The sequence below is a fragment of the Shewanella hanedai genome (assembly GCF_007197645.1).
Taxonomy (GTDB): Bacteria; Pseudomonadota; Gammaproteobacteria; order Enterobacterales; family Shewanellaceae; genus Shewanella; species Shewanella hanedai.
Window position 1 is genome coordinate 31525 of record NZ_VKGK01000026.1, and the last position, 25364, is coordinate 56888.

Sequence of the window (25364 nt, forward strand, 5' to 3'; positions counted from 1 at the left end):
CTAAGGGAATTCCACTTCCAGATCTTCGGCGATCAGTTCAATCTTCTCTACCGCGATACTGTTCTCTTCGATATTCCACTCCGGAGCATGCAAAGCAACCGGAAATGCCCGTTTTATCTTCCACACCACCGCAGGCTCATCGGTTTTCTGAGCATTGTTGTACAGGGTGATAAGCAGTTCTTTTTTATCAAGATTGCCTTCACGGATCTGCTTGAACCAGGCATATAAACCTTTAAGTCCCTTACCTACGCCACGCTCTAGGGTCAAGGTCACAGGCTCTATATCACCGGCGATGTTCTCAATGGCACCATATTGGTTTACGCTGCGAGCAGTATTGAGACGCAGGTTAAGGCCATACACTTTTTTGCACACAATGGGAGAATCTTCGCCTTCCAGCGGCTCGACAAATTCCACACTGTAATTAGAGGCAAGTAATGCCATAGTTTCACTCCAATCAAATAAAAGGCCTTTTACCACCCGATATCCATCAGCGCTGTTGCCTAACGGTTAAGTTTTCACTCTATATCTTTATCTAGACGCTCTATCTAGAACGCTCTATCTAACACTCTCAAAGAGATGATATTAGGAGCTAAGATGCTTACACATTAACCGGGAACATGGCGCTAAACAGATATCTTGAACAAGCTGACAATCAAGATGGTAAAAGGCAAAACGGGGCTTCCGTAAACACGGGACAATATCAATATAGGCTAGGCCATGAATTGACTATTCTAGGTCTAGTTATCTTGTACATAGTGAGTAAAGTTGATCACAATAAATTCCGCCGGACGGCTCGCTCTTAGGCCGACATCTATTTTCATTCTACCTTCGAGAATATCCTGCTCGTTCATGGTGATACCTTTTCCCACCCGCACAAAGAAGGCTTGCTCTTTGGTTTCTCCCACTAGGCCACCAGCCTGCCAGAGATCTTCTAGATAACTTTCCATCATGGCGCGAACTTTCAGCCAAGTGATCGGAGTGTTGGGCTGGAATACCGCAAAGCCCGTAGCCTTTTGCAAAGACGCTTTGACCATATTGAACAGACGACGAACATTGACATAACGCCACTCATTGTCGTTACCAGCCAGAGTGCGAGCACCCCACACCAGATTGCCTTTACCGGTAAAGTTACGGATAACGTTAATCGACTTACCTGCATTGACATCCACATTGAGGTTTTCCTGCTCGCGGTTATTCAAACGACGCTGAGGCTCAATGACGGATGCAATACCGGTATTTGCCGGCGCTTGCCACACACCAAACGTGCTGTCGATATTGGCATAGATACCCGCAATACCTGTTGATGGCGGCAGCACCATACGCTTGAGTTTGAGCTCTGCGAGGATGTCGTTATACAGCGCACCTTTATCGAACTTGATATCTTTGAGCTTAATCTCTGAGGTCGCAAATTCGAGTGGGGTTTCAGCCTGCTCAGTCACTGCTGTCGTGCCATCGCCCATCGCCTTGATAGTGAACAACTGCTTATCTTTGACCTTATCCCAAGCCTTCATCAGCTCCTTCATGGTCGGGCTGCTTTCCTTGAATTTGATCTCAAGGATAGCCGAAGTGCCAGGTGTAGTTTGCGGCGTTAAAGTAAATTCAGTGGTTGTATTACTTTTGCTTACCACTACCTTCGCATTACTACTCAGTGGACCATGGTAGAACACCCCAAGACCATTAGCATCTTGAATAGCTCGCCCTTCGTGATACACCATGCTTTGCACAGCAAAGGGCGTTAGTAATGCATCACCGCCGCCTTGAATCGCGACGTTAAAGCCCTTACGTTCAGCTTTAATCACCTTTTTCCAAAGTTTAATTGCATCGGCAGGTGTAATACCTTCAGCATCTTTGGGAATCGTCAACGTCAACTTGGTGTCAGTGGCACTGTAACTGGCCGCTACACCGTCCGCAGTGGCATTGATCACTTCTACTTGAGGGATAACACTGTCATCACCCTGGAAATAGAAGGCAACACCATTGGGATTGGCAATATACTGAGCAATATCGTCGTCATAACCGAGTAGCCTAACGGACTCATCGGTAAAGGCATGGGTTAATGTGGTACGCACATCGGGGTAATATGCAGCCCCATACTGGAGGTTGTTGTTACCAATACTTTCACGGAATGCAGTTGCCGCATCTTCAATGCTATATGTATTGCCATCTCTATCTTGATTGAGTACATCAAGAATACAGAAACGATTGTCCATGCCGGCACACTGCAACAGTGATTGTTGAATAAGATCATGGTAATCATCGGGATCTAAATTAACTGCATCAGTTAAGCAGATAAGCGTTGGAACGTCGGTTTTTTCCAGCGTTCTTAATGCAGCTTCAAATTTCGCTTTATCAAAAGTATCTTCATAGGTACCCAGCGAAATAACATAGCTGACACCACCACCGTTTTTATAGAAAAACTCCATACACGGGGAGAGCATATAACTGGTTTTTGGTGTTTGAATATCTAAGATCTCATAGCCTTTCACTTTGACTGTATATGCAGGATCCAAATAAGCTGCGCCAAACTCTTCCCTGTATTCCAGCATGGAACCCACTCTAACCAACTGAGGGAGACCGTCGGCATCTAATTCCTGTGTTTTTTCGGTATAACCGATAAATACAGGGATGGCTGTTGCAACTTCAGCGACCGAAGGTGCTAGGGTCGGTGTTTCCTTGGTATAAACACCTGGGGTTTTTAATTGTGCCATTAATTTTCCTCTTTACCTTTCTCTTTTTGAATCCAAGCTGAGCATCAAAAACAATAATGCTAATAGCGTTATGGAATAGACAATATTCAAATCAGAGATAGAATTGATTTATTAGAAATATAACTTTTACCCATTGTTAATCTTTCACGCCTTTTGCTAATACATCACTCCTATCTGGTATTTATGTTATTGCAGACTCATTAATAATTTTCTTGTCAGCTGGTTTAGCTAGGCTTATTTCATCAAATACTTGCATGCTAGCCCGTAGATTGACCAATAGTGATAATGGTTCACTCTCTGTCGTTATAACTTTTTCAATATCCATTCTATCTATGCTGTTTTCCGGTACGTCACCGGAAAAACTTCCTTTGAGAGAATCGACGGGAATATCTTCATTCACGCTAATCACATGGAGTAAGGCCGTCATCAACATCAGCTCCGCTTGCTCAGTTGTACTGACTTCCCCCACAAAAGGGGCACTCAATAAGGCCGTCGTGCCAACCTTGGGAGTCAACTCAAACTGACTGTCAAACCATAGCGGTGCTGGCCTTCGATGAAACATTCGTTGCTCATCAACACGAACCTTTTCCCCAACCCCTTTCAATCTTTTATTCTCAAGTACTGATGACATTTTTATGTAAATTGACACTTCGTCATTATTAATTTGGGTGGGTATAGCCTGAGGCTTGATTATCAGCGATGTAAATTGAGAAATTAAACTACTCGATAAAAAATCAGACAGTGACAGTTCTAGATCCAGTAACATGGTTATATCCTGATTTAGATAAGCTTCGCCGGGTCAGTCCCATGTGGACTAACAGTTAATAATATATTTTTATTCATGTAACTCATGGTCATTTGTATAAAAAAATTATTGATGTTTACTATTTAAATGGCTTTGCCAGAGCGCTCAAAAAAACACCAACCAAGTAATCATTAATAATGTTGATTCCATTTTATATCGAATATATATTCCCATTAAATCAATAATACGAAAAATATACGATACTAATAAATAATAGAATTTTAACTAATTAAATTATTGAGCTTATAGTTAAGACGTCAGTACAGCCATGGTGTGAATAAAATGTTTGCTTTACTCTTTATTCGCAACCAATTTAACAAGATCATCGCACCGATAGCCTACTTGACGAGCCCAACGAGAATTTAGCATTTCATGCTGAGTGGATCTAATATCTTGCCTTTCGAGGGCTGTCAGCATGTTTTTAAACTTCAATAATCCCCCCACTCCAAGGTTAAATGCCATGTTTAACAAAACCAACTGCTGAGGCTCTGGCAGTTTGACTATCCAAGGAAGACGGCAAGTCAGTCTTAATTCCAGTCGCTCAATATCATTGGCAAGTAATAACAGAGCTTCTTCCTGACTGATCCCTGCATCATCTAGATTACGCCCCACTCCAATCGTGTTTTTCCCGGCTGTACAACGGTAAGATTTGAGAACCATGCCTTCATGTTTGATTAACATCTCTGTCAACTTTTCTCGGGATCGCCAGTTTAAAAAACTCATGCGGCAACCTCCTCTTTTACCAAATCAGATTCAGGTAATGTCACCAGTAATGTTTGTTCCAATTCAGCAATATTGACGCCAACTTTATATTTACCACAATGCTGGACCAAGAAACCGATTTTCCCTTTCAAAGGTCCAGAAAGCACTCTTACTCTGTCACCTTTTACCAACTGTGTCGGCAGGGCTTCCATCTCCTGATGAAGTTCATTAAGTTGTGCTAACATCTCGATTTGTTCATCTGGAATCGTCACAGGGTAACCACCAAAACGTAGGAAATAAGAGAACCCCATTAAGGCTTTGATTTCATGCAGACCCTGATCATCACAACGAGCAAAGAGGTATGACTTAAACACTGGCTCCTCAATCATTTTTTTTCTATCACTCCAAACCTTCTCTACCCACCTCATGGGTAAACAAGACTCAAATCCACGTTCAATCAAACGGGCATGTAACTTCTTCTCGGCATTGGGTTTGGTATAGATCGCATACCAGCTTTGCTTATCATTCACTCTAACTCTCCTTTCATTAGGTCTAAGCGAAATATAGCCCCGTAACGACACAAAATGTGGCGTTCAAAATTAAACATGGGAACGATATTACAAATCAACTTGCTTCACGGAGCTTCTCTCTAGCAAGTTGAACCCGTTTTCTGACATTTGATTGACTTAAACTTAAGAGCGTTGCTATCTCTGGATAATCAAGCTCATTAATAAAGCGATGCTCTAGAATTTCCTGAAGGTTCTCTGGCAATGTTGACCAACATTCGGATAAGTTAATAATTCTCTGCTCCCTAACAAGTTGATCTTCAAGAACTTCACTGACACCTTCAGAAAAATATACATTTCCATTTAGATGGCGAACCTTGGTAATCAGAGAATTTTCTCTCTTATGCTGCCTTAAAATATCCATACACACATGGTATGCGGTTCGGCAAACAAATGAATATAGGTTATCGATTTCAGGAGACTTATCTTTAATAAATAAATATGACTTTTCCCTAGTAACAGATAGTGCATCATCCACTTTATCTAAGTGTCCTTTTAACCATTTCCTACAACAATTACCCAACCTTTCTTCGTTTAAGCTCCATGCTTTCCAAAACTCATTGACTAACTCATCATTCACTTCTAATTCACCAAATTTATTTTCTAGTTTTTCTTTGATTTCTAATTCGTAAAATCTACTTTCTAATTCTTTTTTAACTTTTAGCTCATGAATTTCATTTACTAACTCTTCCTTCGATTTTAGTTCGCAAAAATTAGCCATTGCATATCCGCACTTGTTAATTATTGGTTTCTACATGACGCTATTCCCCATTGTTTTGTGAATATCTCAGAGCTGTGGAAAAATATATAAAAACTACCTATAGACATATCGTAATTAATTGAAAAAAATCAACTTTAACACAGACAAGCAATCGGGTGGTAAACGGTATATTTTATATGAACAACAAAAAACAAAGGTCCATATAGATCAAATATTTAACAATACCGCTAATATTACAATATTACAATATTACAAATTTACTAAGCACTTTCACTCGTCACTTCACATATTGAATCAACATGAAAATTGATAAAATTCAGTCATATAAATAAATAAACAGGCAATAAATGAGAGAGGCTATACAGGTGGGATTCAGGAGGTTACTGTTTGACTATTCAAGTAATGACTTAACCCGTGTTAGCCGTGAGTAACCACTGTAAGGCATGGTTTATGTTTAGTGCATGAATATTTTAAAAAAATTACAAACCTTGTCGTTGAGTATCCTTTATTATCGTAGTAAATAGACATAAATATATATTTCATGAATGATTCACTAAGGCTGACTCGAAAATATTATTGAGTGACTAAAAATAGAGTTTGTGGGAATTAAGGCTTTTTCATTGTTCGATTACTCTCACACCCTACAATAATTAAAGAGCATTAAGGTCAGGATCAAATATTAAACTTATGGAAAACAAAGCCAGAAACAAAATGAAAATATCGTTAGCCTGCACATTCGAAGGCTAACGATAACAACTTGTAGGAGCTGTTTACTGCTTATTTTCAAGTACAGAAAGGTAAGTGACCAGTTCAACGAGTTCTTCTGCACTTCTGTGCTTAGAGGATATAAGGTATTTGCCGTTGACCAGTAACGAAGGAACACCCCGTATACCAGCGAGTTGAGCTTGAGAGTCATAATGTGATATTGCCACACTTGCATCTACAGAGTTGATTGCAGTCTCTACATCAGCACGCTTAACACCTTGTTTGACGAAATAATCAGTTAATTGGTCCTTGCGAGTAAACGCTTGCCCTTTTTCATGTATACGCTTAAATATATTGCCATGCAGTTGTGGACTCAGCTTGAATTTTTTCGCTAAGTAATAAGCCTCTTGACTCAAGATCCAACTTGCTCGACCCGCACCGACTGGCGTTCTGGCAAATTCGACTTTTCCTTTAAGCAGTTCTTCCGTTTCCGTAAAAAGGGGATCCTGACGATAACAGTGAGGACAGTTATAGGAGAAAAACTCCCTCACAACAGGTAAGTTTGATTCAGGGATCCCTGTGACCAGGGTATAATCAACTCCTTCAACATAGGGCTTTGCCACTACACCCATCGAGATCAGGTTAGCAGCACAGAGAAACAGAATTGCCATTAAGGGTTTTGTTATTGTTTTCATCTTACCTCCGTTAATTCGCTCAATTTAAATAGCTGAATGACTAACATTCCGTCAGCATATCCATTGGATCTTTGTGTCGATAGTTAAATCCTAAATCGCGAGTGATCTTGCCACCATCAATCTCTTTTGCCATTTGAGTTTCCAGGCTAAATTCAGGCTCAATAAGAGACAGTAATTGCGCTGCTTTGGCGTAAAAATCTTTACGGGTCGGATGCCCTGCTGCACAGAGATTATAAATAGCATCGGTTTTCTCGTTGACTAACACGCATGCGACAGCACCGATGCAATCATCTAAATGTACGATGTTCACAGGAGAATCAGCACCAGCCAGATCTTTCTTACCCGCTAAAAATCGCCCAGGGTTCCTAGATGGGCCAACCAGACCCGCAAATCGGATCACGCAACTGTTGCTGTTATCTCTGAAAATATTCTCAGCTTGCAATAAAATTTCACTTGCCGGTGAGTGAGGTTGGGCGTCTTGCTCTGTAACTCGATTCGGTGATGCGGGGTACACACCTGTAGTGCTGATAAAGATTAGTTTCTTGTATGGATGATTTGCCATCATGCGTTTAAGAAGAGTTAATCGCTGGAGATAGGCACCGGGGGATTTTCGGATCTCGGGAGGAATGTTGATCACTATTGCATCGGTATGAAGGTGAGTGGTTATCGCTTGCTCATCGATGTTGTCATCGTCCAGATCTAGGGTAAATCCGGCTATATTGTCTCGATTCAGTTCGCTAGCAGCACCGCTTGTTCTCTTACTGCCACTGACCGTAAAGCCTTGATTAATTAATTCTCTTGCCAGCGGTAAACCAAACCAACCACAGCCTACAATACTCACGGTTTTGATATTCAAGGTATATCCAATGCGTCCACAATTTGTCACATAATAGCGAAAGGGGCATTAAGATACCAGAGTCAGACAGGAAGCTCATTGGGGACGCCATTGAAGTAGAAACTGATGCCCATTTCAGGTTGCAGTACCTTTATTGCGCCACCAGAAAGCTCTTCAACCTTTAGCACTTGTTCAACAGTCACTTTTTCCTGCATTAAAAAGCGCAAACTAGACTCACTGCCGTCAGGCTCACACGCCCATACTTGGGGTTGCTTAACCTCTTTAGTGGTCATCATAACCTTACCGATACTCATGTCCGAGAGTTGTACGATAGTCCCAGGAGGATAGATACCTAAAATTTGAACTAAACAGGCCATCAACTCTTTATCATGTTTACCAGCCCGGTTCTTAAACAGGTAACCTAATGCCACCTGCGGAGAGCGTACATCTTCAGCCCATAGCTGTTGGTCAAAATCATTAGACAAACTGACAATCTGCGTCGTCAGTGGAATTTTGTCGCCTTTCAGTCCATCAGGGTAACCAGAACCATCAATAAATTCGTGATGATGGAGGATGATATTCAACACTTGCTCAGGAAATAACCCTGACTTACTGACCATGTCATAGCCATAGTTAGGGTGCATTTTCATAAAGTTAACTTCATGTTCTGTCAATGCCCCCTTCTTACGTCTAATGGCGTCAGGTACTTTGAGCTTACCTACATCATGATATAAACACCCTAGGGCGATGTCCCTCATATCCGATTGATTCAGCTTCATCGCTTTAGCTATCATTAAGGCAACCACCGCGACCGAAATCCCATGTTGAGTAATACTGCTGTCCGACTCTCCTGCACTCACTAGCGCGAGCTCTGGAAGCTCAACCTCTGACATATGTTCAAGCATCTCTTCAACTAATGTCACTGAGCTATGATATGCCCCTTCGGGATCGCTCCCTGTTTTACTAAACGCAGTTCTGCAATCATTCACGCTCTTAATAAATCGTTGTTGACTCACTCTTAGGGATTTACGAACTTGCAATTTAAGATCAACTTCAGGATCTATCTTTTTAATTTCAGGCAGTTCCTCAGTGCTAGTCTCCTCTTCTTCGACTAACAGCTCTTCCCCCGCCAACAAAATAACATAGGGAATGCCTAAGCTTTTTATCAGCTCAATTTGGACTTCTTCTTTGATTTGTATGCGGTTAAACAGGAAGGGGTGATTCTTCCATGAAAGTGGCAATTTTATCGTGATCCCAATCTGTAACTTAGCTAAAGGTAAATGTACCTGTTCGGCTCTAGCCACTCAGTGAACTCCCAATAAATTTTTTGTTCAGGCGATTAAATTGTCGGAAAACACACTCAATATCGAACTTACATTCCGTTTAAGCATAATACCCTAATAAAAGCCCACCTAACCTAATGAGATAACTATAGGACATTAAGAAAGTTGTAATAAGCTAAATATTAAACTATTTCAAATTAAATGATATTTTTCACAATTCTACCCATTTAGTACCATGTTAAAGCAGGTTTTTAATATAAAAATACATCTTAATAGACAAATTAAGTATATAAAAACAGTCTACTGACAACGGTGCCCTTGTCTATTTAAGAACACCAGCCATTAGAGGGATTAACGCTAAAGTGAGTAGTTAAAGGGGATAAGAAATCATGCGTAAGGCGTAGAAAACCACAGGGCTTTAGGTAAGAAAAACAAACAGATCTGGTTACGCTGAAATAAGATAATTTTATTATTTAACAATGACTAAGTGATGAAAATCGTGCCTTTAAATAACACTTATACCGTACTAGCACCAACTGCCTTTTGGGGAATATAAGAACATGGGTAGTAGATCATTGTGAGTTAATCACCTCCTATCACTGTAAATTAAGCGTTTTAAGCGCTGTCGATAGCAGCGCTTTGCTGTTAATTCAAATACGTTTAATGACAATGCCAAAACAGGATCACGACTCTTTTTTCCAATCCGCAAAGTAATAACTCAAACGCTTAGATTTAAACAGATAGATAAAGCTCCAAAACAGAATTAATCCATCCAACCCCATGCTCCAACTGTACAGATAGTGGGAGTTGATACTTCTCTCAACCAGCAAAATCCCATCGAGTAACAATAATAGTAACAGCAACCACTTTAACTGATTAAAGACAGGCCTTATCCAAGTAGGTGAACGCTTACGTTCGGCAATAACAAAAGCGTAAAGCAGTAATGCCCCACCTCCAGCGATTAACGCCATGATAAAATCAACTTTTTGGGGATAGAAAAGTGCGACTAAGCCTGCTCGATCGCTCGCTTGAGTCAAAGAAGCTATAAAGATACACCAGCCTCGAGCAATGAACACCAACATCAAATAGAGATATATTGGAGGTTTAATATGGCCCTTGTCATCAAGCCAAGTAATATTACTAAAATTCACAAACTTACCTTATCAGTCTCTTTCTTCCTGAAGATATGGAGACAAATATAATAAATTCAATCCCGATGAGAGATCATAGCAACAATAACCCTTTACCAAACAAGGTAAAGGGTCATTTTTAACATCTTAATCTAGTGAAATCACTTACCCAATCACACTAGGCTTGTTTACACTCGTGAAAGTGGTTAGCGCATCTAAATTGTGTTGCGTCTCATCACTTGACACTTTCACGTGAGCTGCTTCAACCTGATGCCACTCTCCATCATGTAAGTATGAGAAATTTGCCGCACCAGATTGCCAATCTTCATTCAGAGACATACGTAAGGTTACGTTCTTATGCTCAACCGGCTGGCCGCCAACAAGAATAGATGAGAAGTCGAACCCATCAGCAACAACTAAGATATTGCACGAATCCATTGTGCACATATAAGACCACTCGCCGACAAATTGTGAAATAACATTAACTGGCGGATTGGTTGCTTGAACAACATGGCCTACACCATTCACCGTTTTATCGACGGTATTGACTACCAACTCTAATGTGAGTTGAGGTGCACCTAACAATGGCTGGCCTGCAACAGAAGGCGAAATAACATAGGAAACGCGAAATAGTCCAACCTGATTTTCTTTACTCATGGTAATTCCTTTTAATAACTTCCATTTGCGATAAACAAACGAACATGATGCTTACCAAAGTGGTAAGTAAGATTAAAAGTAGCCAATCGAGTAGCATCTTCGTATTACACGGCATTACAGGAACGAGTTGAGTCATAAAGCGGATAAGGAGATAAATCGTTAAGCAGAAGATCTGGATATCAATTTACTTGGTATCCAGCTAGTCCTTAAGCGTTATTCTGAAGCTGAAAGTAGTTGTAACAGCGCTTCTTCGTCGATCACCTTCACTCCTAAATCTTGAGCTTTGGTTAACTTAGAGCCTGCCGCTTCACCAGCCACTAAACAGTCAGTATTTTTAGAGACACTGCCAGCCACCTTTGCCCCCAAAGCCTGTAATCTTGCCTTCGCATCGTTACGGTTGAGCTGAACTAACGTGCCTGTCAGTACCCAAGTTTGACCTTTTAAAGAGAGAGACTCTTCAGCTACTTCTTCGATATCGGGCCAATTAACACCCGCATCAACCAGCGAATCCACCACTTCAAGATTGTGTGGTTGAGCAAAGAAATGGGTCAGATGCTGAGCCACGATTGCGCCGACATCATCGACTTTAATAAAGGTTTCGGCATCAGCAGCTTTCAACTTATCTAATGTCTTAAAGTAATTAGCCAGATTCGCAGCGGTAGCCTCACCCACTTCTCTTATTCCTAAGCCATATAGGAAACGGTTAAAGGTGGTGGTTTTAGCAACGTCAATGGCGGCGACTAAGTTGGTGGCTGACTTCATGCCCATACGATCTAGCATAGTGATCGCCGACGCCGTCAACTTAAACAGATCAGCAGGACTTTCAACCAACTCTTTATCAATCAGCTGCTCAACCACTTTGTCCCCCATACCATCGATATCCAAAGCTTTACGGGAGGCAAAATGTTTAATGGCTTCTTTACGTTGAGCTTCACAGAATAATCCGCCAGTGCAACGTGCTACCGCCTCACCTTCAATCCGTTCTACCATACTGTCACACACTGGGCATGTTTTCGGGAATTCGATGTCAGCAACATCATCCGGACGTTTATCGGCCACAATAGCAACGATTTGCGGAATAACATCACCAGCTCGTCGCACGATCACTGTGTCACCCACTTTTACACCCAAACGAGCGATTTCATCAGCGTTGTGCAAGGTTGCATTTGATACCGTCACACCACCAACAAATATCGGTTTCAGTCTAGCCACAGGCGTTACAGCGCCTGTGCGTCCAACCTGAAAATCAACCCCTTCCAGTAGCGTCATCTCCTCTTGAGCTGGAAACTTAAACGCGGTGGCCCACCTTGGCGCCTTAGCAACAAAGCCTAACTGACCTTGATGCTCAATACTGTCAACCTTGATCACAACACCGTCAATCTCATAATCAAGCGAATCTCGACGCGTCATAATGTCGGTGTAATAAGCCACAACAGAGCTGACATCATGACATTGCTTAACTTCTGCACTCACAGGAAAACCCCATGATTTAAGCTGCATTAATTGGCCGTAGTGAGTATCAGCCAAAGGCCACGATTCAGGTTCAACCACACCAAGGGCATACGCGTAAAACCCTAAAGCGCGGCTCGCGGTGATTTTGCTGTCTAATTGTCTCAGGCTTCCCGCAGCGGCATTTCTTGGGTTAACAAACAGCTTGTCTCCCTTTTTTCTGGCTCTGTCATTGAGGGCGTCAAACGCCTTCTTTGGCATGATCACTTCACCTCTAACTTCTAGTAGAGGCGGAAAGTTATCACCCCGTAATGTCAGTGGAATAGAGAGGATCGTGCGTACGTTTTCAGTAATGTTCTCACCCGTTGTGCCATCACCTCGTGTGGCAGCACGCTCATAGACACCATCACGATACAATATACTGACGGCTAAGCCATCGAGCTTAGGCTCACAGCAAAAGTGAGGCGCTTCACTGGTTTTCCCACTAATACGTTTATAAAAGGCCTCAAACTCCTCTTCACTAAACACATTATCCAAACTTAACATGGGTTTTAGGTGGGTAATTTGTTCAAACTTAGCTAACGCGACGCCGCCAACTCTCTGGGTTGGTGAAGTTGCAAGACACAGCTCAGGATGTTCCGTTTCAAGCGCTTTAAGACGATTAATTAAACGGTCATATTCAGCATCGGGAACGCTCGGCGAGTCTTCAACATAGTAACGATGATTATGCTCGTTGAGTGTGTCGGTTAGTTGTTTGATCTCTTCTATCGCGTGCATTCTATATTTCCAGATAAACGTGAAAAAGGCCGCAAAGGCGGCCTTTCTAATTTAAATTTGATGGGTAATTAGTCAAGCTGTGCCCGAATACGCTGCAGGTATACTTGCTTAGTGCTTTCGTTCCACTCTGCTCGACCGCCATCTAAAAGTCGGCCACCGACATCATCGGCAAGTTGATGGGCTGAATTTAGCATAATGGAGAAATTCATCAATGGATCACCATGACAAGGCAATGTCATAAATAACACCACCCCTTCAGTTGTAAACTGTTCCATGTCATCCAGATTAAATATGCCTGGTTTCACCATGTTTGCTAATGAGAACAGCACTTTGCCATTACCAGCATTGTCTTCATGACGATGGAAAATATCCATATCACCAAACTTGAAGTTTAATGACAACAAGCAAGGTAACAGTTCTGCACCATTTAACTCTTCACCTTCATTGGCGACCACATGCAACACCAATACATCTTTGGGATCGCCTAATGGTTTCGCTTCTTCAACTTTCACTTCTGGCTCTGGTACGGGTTCTGCAACGACCTCGGTCTCGACAGTGTCAAACAGTGAACTTTGGCTATTTTGTCCTAAGCCTAACTCCATCTGAACGTCATCATCCTGAGACTTAGCCGAAATTACGGGCTCCGTACGTTGACGTGAACTGCGCTGCACTGATGCATCGCTTAAGGTAAATTCTTGTTCATCATCAACAGTATCTGTTTTTACTGAAAATTGTTGAGTGTCAGCTTGGGTATTGTCGGCAACGTCATCATCTTCCATCGCACTTTTCTTAACCCTCACCTCGCCAATACCGTCGGAGTCGAAACCTTGTGAGTCACGCGCCGATGCTTGGTTCTTATAAAAGCCTGACATTGGGCTCTCTTTTAATGATTTAGGTTGCTGCTTCCTGATTGACCAAAAACCGTGCACAAGTACTGCGATAATTGCAATCGCACCTAATGCAAACAATACCAGTTGCAAATTTTCCATTGGTTACCCTGTCTTTACTGTAAATTGTTATACCGCGTCGGCCATCGCCACCGCTTCTTCAATATTAACTGCAACTATACGTGAAACTCCAGGTTCATGCATAGTGACTCCTATCAGCTGATCGGCCAATTCCATGGTGATCTTGTTATGGCTGATATAAATAAACTGCACACTTTGAGACATCTCTTTAACCAAGCGACAAAAACGATCGACATTGGCATCATCTAAAGGTGCATCCACTTCATCTAACATACAAAATGGTGCTGGATTTAGTCTAAATATCGCAAACACCAATGATAAAGCGGTTAAGGCTTTTTCTCCACCAGAAAGAAGGTGAATAGTACTATTCTTTTTGCCTGGTGGCCTTGCCATGATGGTCACGCCAGCCTCTAGCAGATCATCATCAGTTAAGGCTAAATGAGCGCTCCCACCACCAAATACTTTTGGAAAGAGTAAGCCTAAGTCTTTATTGACCTTATCAAAGGTCTCTTTAAAGCGAACTTTGGTCTCTTTATCAATCTTTCGAATCGCTTCTTCAAGGCTAGTCAGCGCCTTGGTAAGATCGGTATCTTGACTGTCTAAATAAAGCTTACGTTCACTCTGTTGATCAAACTCTTCAATGGCGGCCAAATTGATCGCCCCAAGATGATTGATTCTGGCTCTGATCCGTTCAAGTTCTCGTTGACGAGCCGCCAGAGAGATATTCATCTCCATGTCAGCATGGATTTTGTCGACGTCTATCTCTTGCTCTTTGAGCTGCATCGCTTGGCTGTCAGCTTGACCTTTTATTCCCTCACGACGTAACTTTAACGTGCTGATAGATTGAGTCAAGCGTTCTATCTTTCCAAGCTGTTGTTTTTTCTTTAATCCTGCGCTGTCACTCGCTTCTTCTAATTGAGCTTGTTGCAGACGAACTTGAGCTAACTGCTCTTGTTTTATTTGCTGCTGCGCTAAAGCATGGCTTAACTGCTCCGTTAGCGCACTTAACTGACCATCACCTTGACGGTCTTGCTCGACAAGTTGATGTCTAAGCGCCTTTTTTGCCAGCTTAAGCTCTTCAATTCGTTCTTGTTGTTGAACAATTGATTGCTCTTTTAATCCTAGTTTAGTCTTCAATGCTTGAATGCGACTATTTAATTCATCTAGTTGATTATTAAGTTCATCTCTATGACTTTTAAGCCCTCGAACCTGAATATGGTGGTATTGATATTCCCCCTCAAGTTCAATTAATCGCTCACTGGCACTTTTAAAGAGAGATTCGCCTTCAATAAGCTTCTGAACAAGCTTGCTCTCCTCTAATTGCCCTTGCTCAACACCCAATGTCAGCTGCTTCAGCTCAGTGTCTAGCCGCTCAACACTCACTTTTTGCTCTGCAGCCCTCTGTTTGGATGCCGTTAGCTGAGAACTAAGCGTGGCTATCGAGAGTTTTAGCTGTTGTAGCCGCTCATTCCCTAAATTGAGTTCCTGTTTTAAGGACATCAAAATGGCGGCATGTTCATCACAAGCTCGGTTAATCTCTTTTAACAGAATCTCTGAGTCACGGATACTTTGCTCCAGCGCTTCTTGTTCTCGCTTTAACTGAACTAATGATGCTGAATCTGTACCTTTTTTAATGCAAAAACCTTTGCCTAGCAGATAGCCATCTGCCGTAACAATACGTTCATTATCTGCCAGTGAATCAAGTTGCTGCTTGGCTAGGGCTAATGTGTCAACCCAATGCACATTCGCTAACCAAGGGGATAAATTTGCATGAGCATTAACACCATGCCAGCTTTGCCGTTCAAACAGAGCAAAGCCCATCTCATCACCCTCTTGCAAAGCAGGGACTTTTAATAAACCATCAAACAGCAGTTCAACCGCTTTCTCCCAGCCAGGCTGAACCTCAAGTAACTGCCATAATGCTTGGCCTTCAGTTTCACTCTCATCAGGCAGCAATTTTGACACCAAAGAGAATCGTCCACGCTCTTCGGCGAGAGATTGACTCAAGGCTTCCTGTTTAGCTTTTAACTTAACTTGGGTTTGACTAGCAGACTCAAATCTCTCATCTAACTCTTCGATGATCTCCTGTTGGGTAACAGACTCTCCCGTGAGTTGTTCAAGTTCATCGAACTGCGCGAGTTCTGTGTGATCAGCACTGTTAATCTTCAGCTCTTCTAGCTGCTGTGTCACTTTTATGCTTTGCTGGGATTTATGTTGCAGCATCGACTGATGATGGCTTAACTTCCCTCGAGCCATCTCCTGATCCAGTCGATATGTGGAGACCTGCTCTTTTTGAATACTCACCCCTTGAGCGAGTTGTTCAGTCAAGTCGTCCTGTTCATGCAACTGAGCTTTTGCTTTACTGACTTGTTCACTCAAGGTATCAAAAGTTGGGGTTAGCTTAGCAAGTTCAGATAATAATCCAGCCGTCATGGCTTCATCGGTGTTCAGCAACGCAAGTTGGCTGGTGACTTTAACCACTATCTCTTCGATACGCGTGTCGATATGTGCGTCTTGCTGCTGTCTGTGCTTAAGTTCCTGTTCAAGCTTGGCAATTTGAGTACCACAAAGATAGAAATTTTCTACCTTCTTTTGCTCCTGACCATCAAGTTCAACCGACTGTACCTTAATTTGCGTCAGGCTTAATTCAGTCGTCTCCTTTAACGCTAACAACTCAGCCAAATCGACATCAAGTAGATTAATCTCACCAGTTAACTTTTCCATCAACTGAGTTAATTCGCTGTAACGACTCACACTGAGTTCTGCGTCTAACTTGCGTTCAGAATGTTTAAGTTCTCGGTACTGCTTAGCTGCAGTGGCTTGCTCTGCCAATTTATCTAATTGTCGGCCTAATTCGTTACGAATATCACCCAGTCGCTCTAAATTTTCACGGGTATGTCGAATACGGTTTTCAGTTTCACGACGACGCTCTTTGTATCTAGAGATCCCCGCCGCTTCTTCGATGAATACACGCAGATCTTGAGGCTTAGATTCGATCAGTCTGGTAATGGTGCCCTGCTCAATAATCGCGTAACTGCGAGGCCCAAGACCTGTCCCCATAAAAAGACTGGTAATGTCTTTACGGCGGCATTTTTGACCGTTAAGAAAGTAGTTTGAATCCCCATCTCGACTGACTTGCCGTTTAACAGCGATCTCCTGATAGCTGGCATACTCACCCGACAACCGCCCATCTTGATTTTCAAACAGCAGTTCAACACTTGCCACTGAGACGGGTCGCCTTGCGGTCGAGCCATTAAAGATGACATCAGCCATCGAGTCGCCACGCAAATGTTTAGCTGAGCTTTCACCCAACACCCAACGAACGGCATCGATAATATTGGATTTTCCACAGCCATTTGGACCAATGACAGCGGTTAACGGATTAAGAAAAGGTATTTTAGTTGGATCGACAAACGACTTAAATCCAGCAAGTTTTATCTGTTTGAGTCTCATGGTGCCAGTTAGGTCGTTTTCAGCTAATGTTGTTATAGCAATAAATTAGCGGAACAGAGCTTATTAAGTGTTGATTTCCTAGGGGCTACTTTACCAAAGCATGCAGTATTTTGTAACGTTTTTATTGCTTATTTACTGATATATCACTTGTCATCCCTCGATGACTGGAACACAATTCAGTTAAGGATTTTCTTATTCAATCGTCGTGCCTAATTTATGAACCAAACTACTGAAAGATCCCAAAAAAGTGGGGTTAATTATTTTCTCGATGGATTTAGCCTGATTAAAGTCAAAGGGCTAAGAAGCTTTGTGTTTATCCCATTAATGATAAACCTAGTGCTATTCGCTGGCGTACTCTATTTTGCAATAGGCCAACTCGGACTCATGTTTGACTGGGTTTCTGCTCAACTTCCTGACTATTTGAGTTGGTTAAACTTCCTATTGTGGCCGCTGGCAGTGCTCACCCTGCTTGTCGTACTTTCCTTTTTGTTTAGCTCAGTGATGAACTGGTTAGCCGCTCCCTTCAATGGATTATTGGCCGAAAAAGTTGAACAATACCTCACAGGCAAAGACCTCAATACCGGCACAACCATCGATCTGGTCAAAGACTTACCAAGAATTTTAGGCCGGGAATGGATTAAGCTAAAATACTATCTCCCCAGAGCCATCATCTGCCTTATCCTGTTTTGGATCCCTTTTGTCGGGCAAACTTTCGCGCCTATAATCTGGTTTCTGTTCAGTGCTTGGATGATGGCAATTCAATATTGTGACTATCCGTTCGATAATCACAAAGTCCCCTTTGGAGATATGAAGTTTGCCCTCAACCAAACTAAAGGCAGCAGCTTTAGCTTCGGTGCGGCAGTGACATTGTTCTCGATGATCCCAATCGTTAACTTTATCGTCATGCCCGTCGCCATTTGTGGTGCAACATCCATGTGGGTCGATAAGTATCGTGAAGCCTATAAACACCCAGACATCGCCCCAGAGTAACGTCGACGGTTGACGTTTAACTTGGATTGTTTGATTTTAAATGGGTTATTGAATCACATAACAGGATTTCTAGTGATCAACGACAGTGAGTGAGCCTTTGAATGAAGTCTCACTCATCTTATGATTTTATTTCTGGGTTAATTTGAAGTCATAACATCATGGCCATCTATCACCTGCCGTGAGCCATGTTCATCTCTATTTTCGATTTGATTTTTATTGAATAAGCTAACGTCGACAGCAAAACTAATTAATTTTTGAAAATCATCATACTGAACGGATTTCAAGATCCTGATGCGCTTTATCTTCAATGTCTGCTGTAGTGGCCTAAGCAATGGTACTAACTTCCTACTTACTCATTATTTAAACAGTGTTATTGTATTTTAAAATACCCAGAGCATTGGCACCTTGTATTCGCTGGCTTATGCCATAAAAATGGTCCCTAAGAAAATGGAAATTAAACCTGCAGGCTATTTTGATTTCACTGTTTATCCATTAGAGGGAGTTTGGGATATTAATGAAGCCACTAAAAAGCATTTCTCGGGCACGATAAATAAGAAAGATCTTGTGTATCAACTGATGATCCGCCAACCAGACTTTGTCGATGAACATCTCTACTGTGAGATGCTTAATTTAGTGAGACAAAAGAAACCAAATCCTCTATTGAACCAAGTTGAATTCAAATCAATTTCTGATGGGAAGTGCATCCAGATGCTCCATTTAGGACCATTTGAAAACGAATCTGTTAGCTTTGATGCAATGGAATCTTTCGCACAATCTGCAGGTCACACTCGTTTGTCAAAAGTACACCGAGAAATATACCTATCAGATACTAGAAAAGTTGCCCCTGAAAAACTGAAAACGGTACTAAGGTTTCAAGTCAGCTAATTAAAACATAACATGTATCTATACCAAAAGTGACCCAAAATATCACTCACCTCCAACCACATTGCCCTACTTTCTTTTCTCAATAATGAGCTGATAATTTATATCGAAATAGATGGCTCAACATATATAAGAGTTCCTCTCTGTTGGTTAGATTGAAATCTTAGTAGAGAAGATGTACGTTGTTTAAGAAAGAGCTTATACATCAAACCTACTCAGCCTTTATCTCGTTATACACCACAGTTCTACAGCCCACCATTCGATCATAGAAATAGAAATGGAGTCCCATGACCTCAACAAGAAAAAAGCAAATTGTCACCCTACTCAAAGGTATCGAAACTGGGGATGAGGATGCCGTCAGTGTCGTCAATCCTGAAAAATACATACAACATAACCCAGAAACTCATGAAGGGGGCGAAGGATTAGCGGCCTTATTTAAACGGCTGTCGAAGACCTCACCACGGGTGAATATAGTGCGTGTTTTTTCAGACCACGATTATGTATTTGCCCATACTGAATATGACTTTGGTAGCCAAAGAATAGGCTTTGAAGTATTCAGATTTGAAGGGGAACAAACTGTCGAGCATTGGGATAACATCCAACCACGTAGAAGCCCGAACTCTGCAGGTCTTAGTATGGTTGACGGCGCTGTTGAAGTGTCAGATCTTGCAAAAACGGAATCAAATCGAACAATAGTAAAATCATTCGTTAACGAAATACTCATTGAACGACAGCTTGATAAACTGCCCCACTACATTAATGGTGAACATTACACCGAACATAACCCAAACATGGGCGCTGGTTTTGCTTCGCTAGTATCAGCACTGTCAGACACAACGCCAACAGGCTCATTAAAAATCCAGTACAACCAATGTCATCGAATACTTGCGGAGGGTAACTTTGTCTTATCTGTTTGCGAAGGTTTTTCTGGTGGTATTCACAGCTCTTTCTATGATCTCTTTCGGGTATCTGAAGATCAACTGGTAGAGCATTGGGATACAGCAGAGGCGATTGTGCCAAAATCAGAGTGGAAGAACAATAACGGTAAATTCTAGATCACAATCAAGCATAATTAACCGACTAAACCGTCTTCATATACTGTTTCGGGGTCAGTCCAAATTGTTTAAAAAATCGTTGACCGAATCGTGACTCAGACTGATAACCACAAGCCAAAGCCAGTTCGAGTTGTTTATAGGGCCTAGTCTGCATCAAGCTCAGTGCATGAAGCATACGCGCCTCGCTAAGGAGATCACGGTACGTCGTACCCTCCTTGGCCAATCGACGGGTTAAGGTCGATTTACTCAAGCCAAAGTGCTCGCACAGTTCATCAATCAGATGAGGTTTAGCTGGATTACTACTGAAAAAACGGCAGACTCTCGCGCGCATTGATATCACTGATACCGGAAAGAGTAGATGCAGTACCCCAACCTCTAACAACACCTGATAAAAAGCATTGAGATATTGTTGCTGAGTCTGCACATTAAACTCCAATTCTTGCATGGCAAGTAACTGCTTTAACGCAAAATCGAGTTTAGCGCTTGAGTTCACTTCTGGTGACTTGGCCTGATAAACAGCCACATCTGCCATGGCCTCAATAATGCTTGGGGTTGGCGCTGACGAAAAACAGATCTGTATCGAACGAAATGGAATTGTAGATGGCTGATTAATGAAAGTAAGAGATTGATCTGCATGAGCAAATAACCATTTACTGTTATCGAACGTTAACGTCTCAGTCTGCCAGTTTAGTAATTTATAACCTGTTTCAACCAAAATAATACTGGGGATATAAACGGGTACATTTCTTAACGCTTGTGGTTGTGAGCTTTTAAATCGATGCACACTGATTAAATTAGCCATGTTATCCCCATTGATACCCAAACGACCTGAAAACTCCAGCAGACTTCACTATCTCCAAGCGCTTGGGTGATACCAATATTTAACGCACGAACGTCGCAGTAAGCACTGCTTTATCTAACGCCATACTATTAAGCGTAAACCCGACAACTGCAGGTGAAATATCTGCAGGCAGATCGATCTTTGCTTGTGGTAACGCCCACACTGTAAATTGGTATCTGTGCATGCCATCACCTTTTGGAGGACATGCTCCACCAAAGCCAGGTTTGCCAAAATCAGTACGAGTTTCAAGGCCCTTAGTTATCTTGGCTCCACGCGCTAGATGTTGAGTCGTTGCAGGCAAATTCAATACGCTCCAATGCCACCAGCCACTGCCAGTAGGTGCGTCTGGGTCAAATACAGTGATTGCGAAGCTCTTTGTGCCCTCGGGCGCACCAGACCAAGTCAGTTCAGGAGAGACATTCCCTCCATCGCATCCCATGCCAGAAAATTCAAATTGACTATTCATCAATTGACCTTCGTGAATGTCTTTACTTTTGAGCTCTAATGCCTGGCTTGAAAATGATGCCGCTGCCGCCATTAGGATAATTAAGGTTTTCAGTTTCATGATAAGCTTCCTGTTAATAAACTGAGGTCATGGTAAGTCAAATCAAACCGCATAAGTCTACATTAAAGTTCAAAATCATTAAAAATGTCAATCATATGAATTTTTAAGTTATTAATACCAATCAGTATAAGAAGTTGATCTACTCAGAGTGTTTTTTGGCAAACTAATTCAAGGCGAATGGATGACATAATGGTTGTTCCCTTGTGAGTTCATTCAACGCTGAAGTAGGCAGCCAAAAACACTCCTTACAGGCGAGTTTTTGCGCTTCTGATCCTGTGTTAACGAGCTTAACCGTAGAATAACTATGTTCTTCACTCGTTGCCTTGACTCAGGAGCGCTAAACTCTCGCTGAGCGATCAAATCTTTATACTGATTGGTATAACACCCATAAAAAAGAGCATAAGTAGCGAATATACATCACGACTTATGCTCTGGGTCTTTAACGCTGAATCAGTGACTAGCCACTAATACCAATTGGTATAAAATAGAGGCTAAAAATCACACTCTTCAAATTGGGTTAACTGCTCACTGCTGGCTTCTATTTGCTTACGTAAGCTTCTGGTTTGTACTGCCCAATAACCCATGTAGAACTTAGCTGTTTTCAGTTTACCTTGGTAGAACTCAGCTTCTGTCGTGCCTGCTTCAAGTGCAGCTAACGCGGTCGATGCTGTACGTGTCCACATCCAAGCTAATGCTGTGATCCCAAGAATTTGCATATACGCCATAGAAGCTGCGCCCAGAATATCTGGATTTTTCTCAGCATGGGTCGCAATAAATTGGGTCGCTTTTTCAAGATCGCCAGATGAATCCATTAGCCCTGCAATATAAGGCTTCATCTGTTCATTGGCCATGTTCTCAGCAATAACCTGTTTAACAAGCCCTGACCATTGCATGAGCGTCGCTGCTTTATCAGATAATATCTTACGGCCAACCAGATCCAATGCCTGAACACCGTTGGTGCCTTCATAAATCATGGCAATGCGAATATCACGAACAAATTGCTCCATACCCCATTCGTGAATATAACCATGGCCGCCAAACACTTGTTGAGCATCGACACAGGCATTAAAGCCTCTATCGGTCACAAACCCCTTAACGATTGGCGTAAACAGCGCTGCTAATTTAGAGGCTTGCTTGGCTTTTTCAGGATCATTATGACGCTCAGCTTTATCCAGCCATAGCGCTTGCTGACCCATCATCGCCCTTGCCCCTTCATTAAAGGCTTTTTGTGACATCAACATACGACGCACATCACCGTGGACTAAGATAGGATCCGCTGCCATTTCAGGGGCTTTAACACCACTTAATCCACGCCCCTGAATTCTGTCTTTGGCGTAGATAAGTGCATTTTGATACGCGATTTCTGAGACGCCAAGCCCTTGTACACCCACTGCGAGTCGCGCCTGGTTCATCATGGTAAACATGGCTCGTAGACCTTGATGTGCATCACCCACAAGCTCACCAATCGCACCGTCGAAGTTCATTACGCACGTTGAGTTACCGTGGATCCCCATCTTGTGCTCGAGTGCTGAAGCACACAATGTATTTGCCGCTCCTAAGCTGCCGTCTGCATTAACTAAAAACTTAGGCACCGCGAATAAGGAGATCCCTTTCACTCCCTCTGGCGCATCTGGAAGCCTTGCTAACACAAGATGTATTATGTTCTCTGCTAAATCGTGATCACCTGATGAGATAAATATCTTTTCACCTGAAATCGCGAACAAACCTTCACCTTCTGCTTCAACCGCTTTAGTACGTAACAGTGCCAAGTCTGTCCCCGCATGGGATTCAGTCAAATTCATGGTGCCGGTCCACTCACCTGTCACCAACTTCTCTAAGTACTTCTGCTTTAGCGCATCACTACCGTGCACATGTATCGCAGAGTAAGCGCCGTGAGTTAAGCCTGGATACATGGCAAATGCCATATTGGTTGATGTCTTCATTTCAGTGGCAAACACCCCGATGACTTCAGGAAGACCTTGACCACCAAACTCAGGATCGCAAGTTAATGTGCCCCAACCGTTCTCCACATACTGCTTATAGGCTTCCTTAAATCCTTTAGGAGCAATGACGGCACCATCGAGCAGCTTACAACCTTCGACGTCACCACTGCTATTAAGAGGTAACATGATCTCGGTGGCAAAATCAGCCACTCCCTGCAAAATAGCATCGCTAAGATCTGCATCAATCTCATCAAAGCCTTTAAGTTCAGTCTCTTGATAGATGTTAAGCAGTTCATTTAATACAAATTGATAATCGCGAAGTGGTGCTTGATATGTCGGCATTCCCTAATCCTTTTATTTTTATACGCAGCTAATAAAGTTCAGACCTTTCATACATTGGTTTCAATCATGCGTTTAAATATTAACTTTTACAAGAGACAGTTTACGTCAACGCTAATTCAGCCGTAGTAAATCGCAGCCTCATGACAAGTTAACAATATCTGATCACACTTGTTTCTATTTGATCTTAAGCAAGTAATCTCTATTATTCAGCGCTTAATAACCCTCTAAGATAAAATATTCTTATATAAAGACGTTGTTTTATTCCCCGAACAGCATAAACCGTAATTGAAGACAACTTCCTCTTATGAAAAAGTGAAAAACAGGCTAAGCTAACCGCGTTATTATTCCGACTCGCAATCAAAGATAGCGAGTCCAGTATTGTGGAATGGAGAAACAGATCATGGGTTCAGTGACAACGAAGAAACACGCTAACGGCTTGGAATATGTAGATGTTGATACGCCAGCATGTAAAGCCAGAATTTTTTTACAAGGCGCACAGATTGATTTTTTCCAGCCTAAAGGACAAGCCCCGCTGCTTTGGGTCTCAAATGCTGATGATTATCAAGCAGGTAGCGGCATAAGGGGCGGGATCCCAGTTTGCTGGCCTTGGTTTGGCATGAATGATAACCCTGAGTGGCCGCAACATGGATTTGCTCGCACCCGTTTATGGGATCTTGAATCAGTAAAGATGAAAGACACAGGTGTCGAACTCAAATTCACCCTAAAAATAGGGGAAGAGGATAAGCAATATTGGCCACATGATACCCGCGTGGAGATGTTATTCATCTTAAATGACACCCTAACGGTCTCATTAAGAAATACTAACCTATCGGGTTACCCAATTAGTTTTACTCAAGCCCTGCATACATACTTCCCTATTGGCGATATCGCCAAACTTAAAGCCACCGGCTTTGAAGGTTCTCAATATGTCGAATTTGGTGAAGGACCCTATGCTCAAAAAGACGATGAAGTGCTATTCAACAAAGAAACAGACCGTGTCTACACCAAGCTCAATAGCATTCAAGAACTGCACACTTCAGATGGGATCATTGAAGTCGGCCGTGAAAACAGCAATTCAGCCGTACTCTGGAACCCTTGGATAGACAAGTCACAACGTTTATCTCGATTTAATGCTGACGATTACCTTTCGATGGTCTGCTTGGAAGCGGCTAACGTCCTCGACGATGCGGTAACCTTGGCTCCAGATGAATCTCATACCTTAACTACCACGATCCGCTGGAAAAGTTAGTTCGTCACACGTTAACTATTTACCTAAGGCCGATAATCATTCG

General features: G+C 42.2%; 21 protein-coding genes. 4 read left to right on the forward strand and 17 right to left on the reverse strand.

The window, feature by feature from the left end; all coding sequences use genetic code 11:
• The 14 genes from FN961_RS18585 to FN961_RS18650 all read right to left on the reverse strand — a co-directional run bounded on the left by FN961_RS18585 (position 1) and on the right by FN961_RS18650 (position 17454).
• Positions 1–441, reverse strand: coding sequence for a phage tail protein (locus FN961_RS18585; RefSeq protein WP_144041678.1), 441 nt, complete (start codon positions 439–441; stop codon positions 1–3).
• A gap of 296 nt (positions 442–737) precedes the next feature.
• Positions 738–2708, reverse strand: coding sequence for a phage tail sheath C-terminal domain-containing protein (locus FN961_RS26075; RefSeq protein WP_144041679.1), 1971 nt, complete (start codon positions 2706–2708; stop codon positions 738–740).
• A 181-nt stretch (positions 2709–2889) separates the two neighbouring features.
• Positions 2890–3474 (reverse strand): hypothetical protein, encoded by a 585-nt coding sequence (locus FN961_RS18595; protein WP_144041680.1) that lies wholly within the window; start codon positions 3472–3474, stop codon positions 2890–2892.
• 330 nt (positions 3475–3804) lie between these two features.
• Entirely contained in the window at positions 3805–4236 is a 432-nt protein-coding gene (locus tag FN961_RS18600; protein ID WP_229814737.1) for a glycoside hydrolase family protein, read from the reverse strand.
• Complete coding sequence (locus FN961_RS18605; RefSeq protein WP_185972834.1) at positions 4233–4745, reverse strand: UpxY family transcription antiterminator; 513 nt, start codon at positions 4743–4745, stop codon at positions 4233–4235. The genes FN961_RS18600 and FN961_RS18605 overlap by 4 nt, the downstream gene beginning before the upstream one ends.
• A 94-nt stretch (positions 4746–4839) precedes the next feature.
• The gene (locus tag FN961_RS18610) at positions 4840–5502 is read right to left on the reverse strand and encodes an RNA polymerase sigma factor (RefSeq protein ID WP_144041682.1); all 663 of its coding nucleotides are present in this window, start codon (positions 5500–5502) and stop codon (positions 4840–4842) included.
• 770 nt (positions 5503–6272) lie between these two features.
• Complete coding sequence (locus FN961_RS18615) at positions 6273–6902, reverse strand: thiol:disulfide interchange protein DsbA/DsbL (RefSeq protein ID WP_144041683.1); 630 nt, start codon at positions 6900–6902, stop codon at positions 6273–6275.
• A gap of 40 nt (positions 6903–6942) precedes the next feature.
• Positions 6943–7758, reverse strand: a complete 816-nt coding sequence (locus FN961_RS18620; RefSeq protein ID WP_144041684.1) for an SDR family oxidoreductase — start codon at positions 7756–7758, stop codon at positions 6943–6945.
• Positions 7759–7820: 62 nt separating this feature from the next.
• A complete protein-coding gene (locus FN961_RS18625) occupies positions 7821–9041 on the reverse strand; it encodes an HD-GYP domain-containing protein (RefSeq protein ID WP_144041685.1) in 1221 nt (406 codons plus the stop codon).
• A gap of 662 nt (positions 9042–9703) precedes the next feature.
• Entirely contained in the window at positions 9704–10171 is a 468-nt protein-coding gene (locus FN961_RS18630) for a DUF2919 domain-containing protein (protein ID WP_144041686.1), read from the reverse strand.
• 144 nt (positions 10172–10315) lie between these two features.
• Positions 10316–10807 carry a DUF1842 domain-containing protein gene (locus FN961_RS18635; RefSeq protein WP_144041687.1) on the reverse strand — a complete coding sequence of 164 codons (492 nt, stop codon included), beginning with the start codon at positions 10805–10807 and terminating at the stop codon, positions 10316–10318.
• Between the two features lie 213 nt (positions 10808–11020).
• The gene (gene ligA / locus FN961_RS18640) at positions 11021–13033 is read right to left on the reverse strand and encodes an NAD-dependent DNA ligase LigA (protein WP_144041688.1); all 2013 of its coding nucleotides are present in this window, start codon (positions 13031–13033) and stop codon (positions 11021–11023) included.
• 68 nt (positions 13034–13101) lie between these two features.
• Positions 13102–14022: a cell division protein ZipA gene (gene zipA / locus FN961_RS18645; protein WP_144041689.1), complete on the reverse strand. Its 921-nt coding sequence runs from the start codon at positions 14020–14022 to the stop codon at positions 13102–13104.
• A gap of 27 nt (positions 14023–14049) precedes the next feature.
• Positions 14050–17454 (reverse strand): chromosome segregation protein SMC, encoded by a 3405-nt coding sequence (locus FN961_RS18650; RefSeq protein ID WP_144041690.1) that lies wholly within the window; start codon positions 17452–17454, stop codon positions 14050–14052.
• Positions 17455–17670: 216 nt separating this feature from the next.
• On the opposite strand from FN961_RS18650, the gene cysZ reads away from it, so the two are divergent.
• From cysZ to FN961_RS18665, 3 genes are all read left to right on the forward strand, one after another.
• Positions 17671–18444 carry a sulfate transporter CysZ gene (cysZ, locus tag FN961_RS18655; protein ID WP_144041691.1) on the forward strand — a complete coding sequence of 258 codons (774 nt, stop codon included), beginning with the start codon at positions 17671–17673 and terminating at the stop codon, positions 18442–18444.
• A 447-nt stretch (positions 18445–18891) separates the two neighbouring features.
• On the forward strand, positions 18892–19329 hold the full coding sequence (locus tag FN961_RS18660; RefSeq protein ID WP_229814736.1) for a GyrI-like domain-containing protein: 438 nt from the start codon (positions 18892–18894) through the stop codon (positions 19327–19329).
• 284 nt (positions 19330–19613) lie between these two features.
• A complete protein-coding gene (locus FN961_RS18665; protein WP_144041693.1) occupies positions 19614–20381 on the forward strand; it encodes a nuclear transport factor 2 family protein in 768 nt (255 codons plus the stop codon).
• A 25-nt stretch (positions 20382–20406) separates the two neighbouring features.
• Here FN961_RS18665 and FN961_RS18670 read toward each other — a convergent pair whose 3' ends face one another.
• The 3 genes from FN961_RS18670 to FN961_RS18685 form a co-directional block, all read right to left on the reverse strand.
• A complete protein-coding gene (locus tag FN961_RS18670; protein WP_144041694.1) occupies positions 20407–21183 on the reverse strand; it encodes a helix-turn-helix domain-containing protein in 777 nt (258 codons plus the stop codon).
• A gap of 79 nt (positions 21184–21262) precedes the next feature.
• Positions 21263–21787 (reverse strand): YbhB/YbcL family Raf kinase inhibitor-like protein, encoded by a 525-nt coding sequence (locus tag FN961_RS18675; protein WP_280525068.1) that lies wholly within the window; start codon positions 21785–21787, stop codon positions 21263–21265.
• Positions 21788–22278: 491 nt separating this feature from the next.
• Positions 22279–24072: an acyl-CoA dehydrogenase C-terminal domain-containing protein gene (locus tag FN961_RS18685; protein WP_144041695.1), complete on the reverse strand. Its 1794-nt coding sequence runs from the start codon at positions 24070–24072 to the stop codon at positions 22279–22281.
• 400 nt (positions 24073–24472) lie between these two features.
• On the opposite strand from FN961_RS18685, the gene FN961_RS18690 reads away from it, so the two are divergent.
• Entirely contained in the window at positions 24473–25321 is an 849-nt protein-coding gene (locus tag FN961_RS18690; RefSeq protein WP_144041696.1) for a D-hexose-6-phosphate mutarotase, read from the forward strand.
• Positions 25322–25364: the final 43 nt, after the last annotated feature.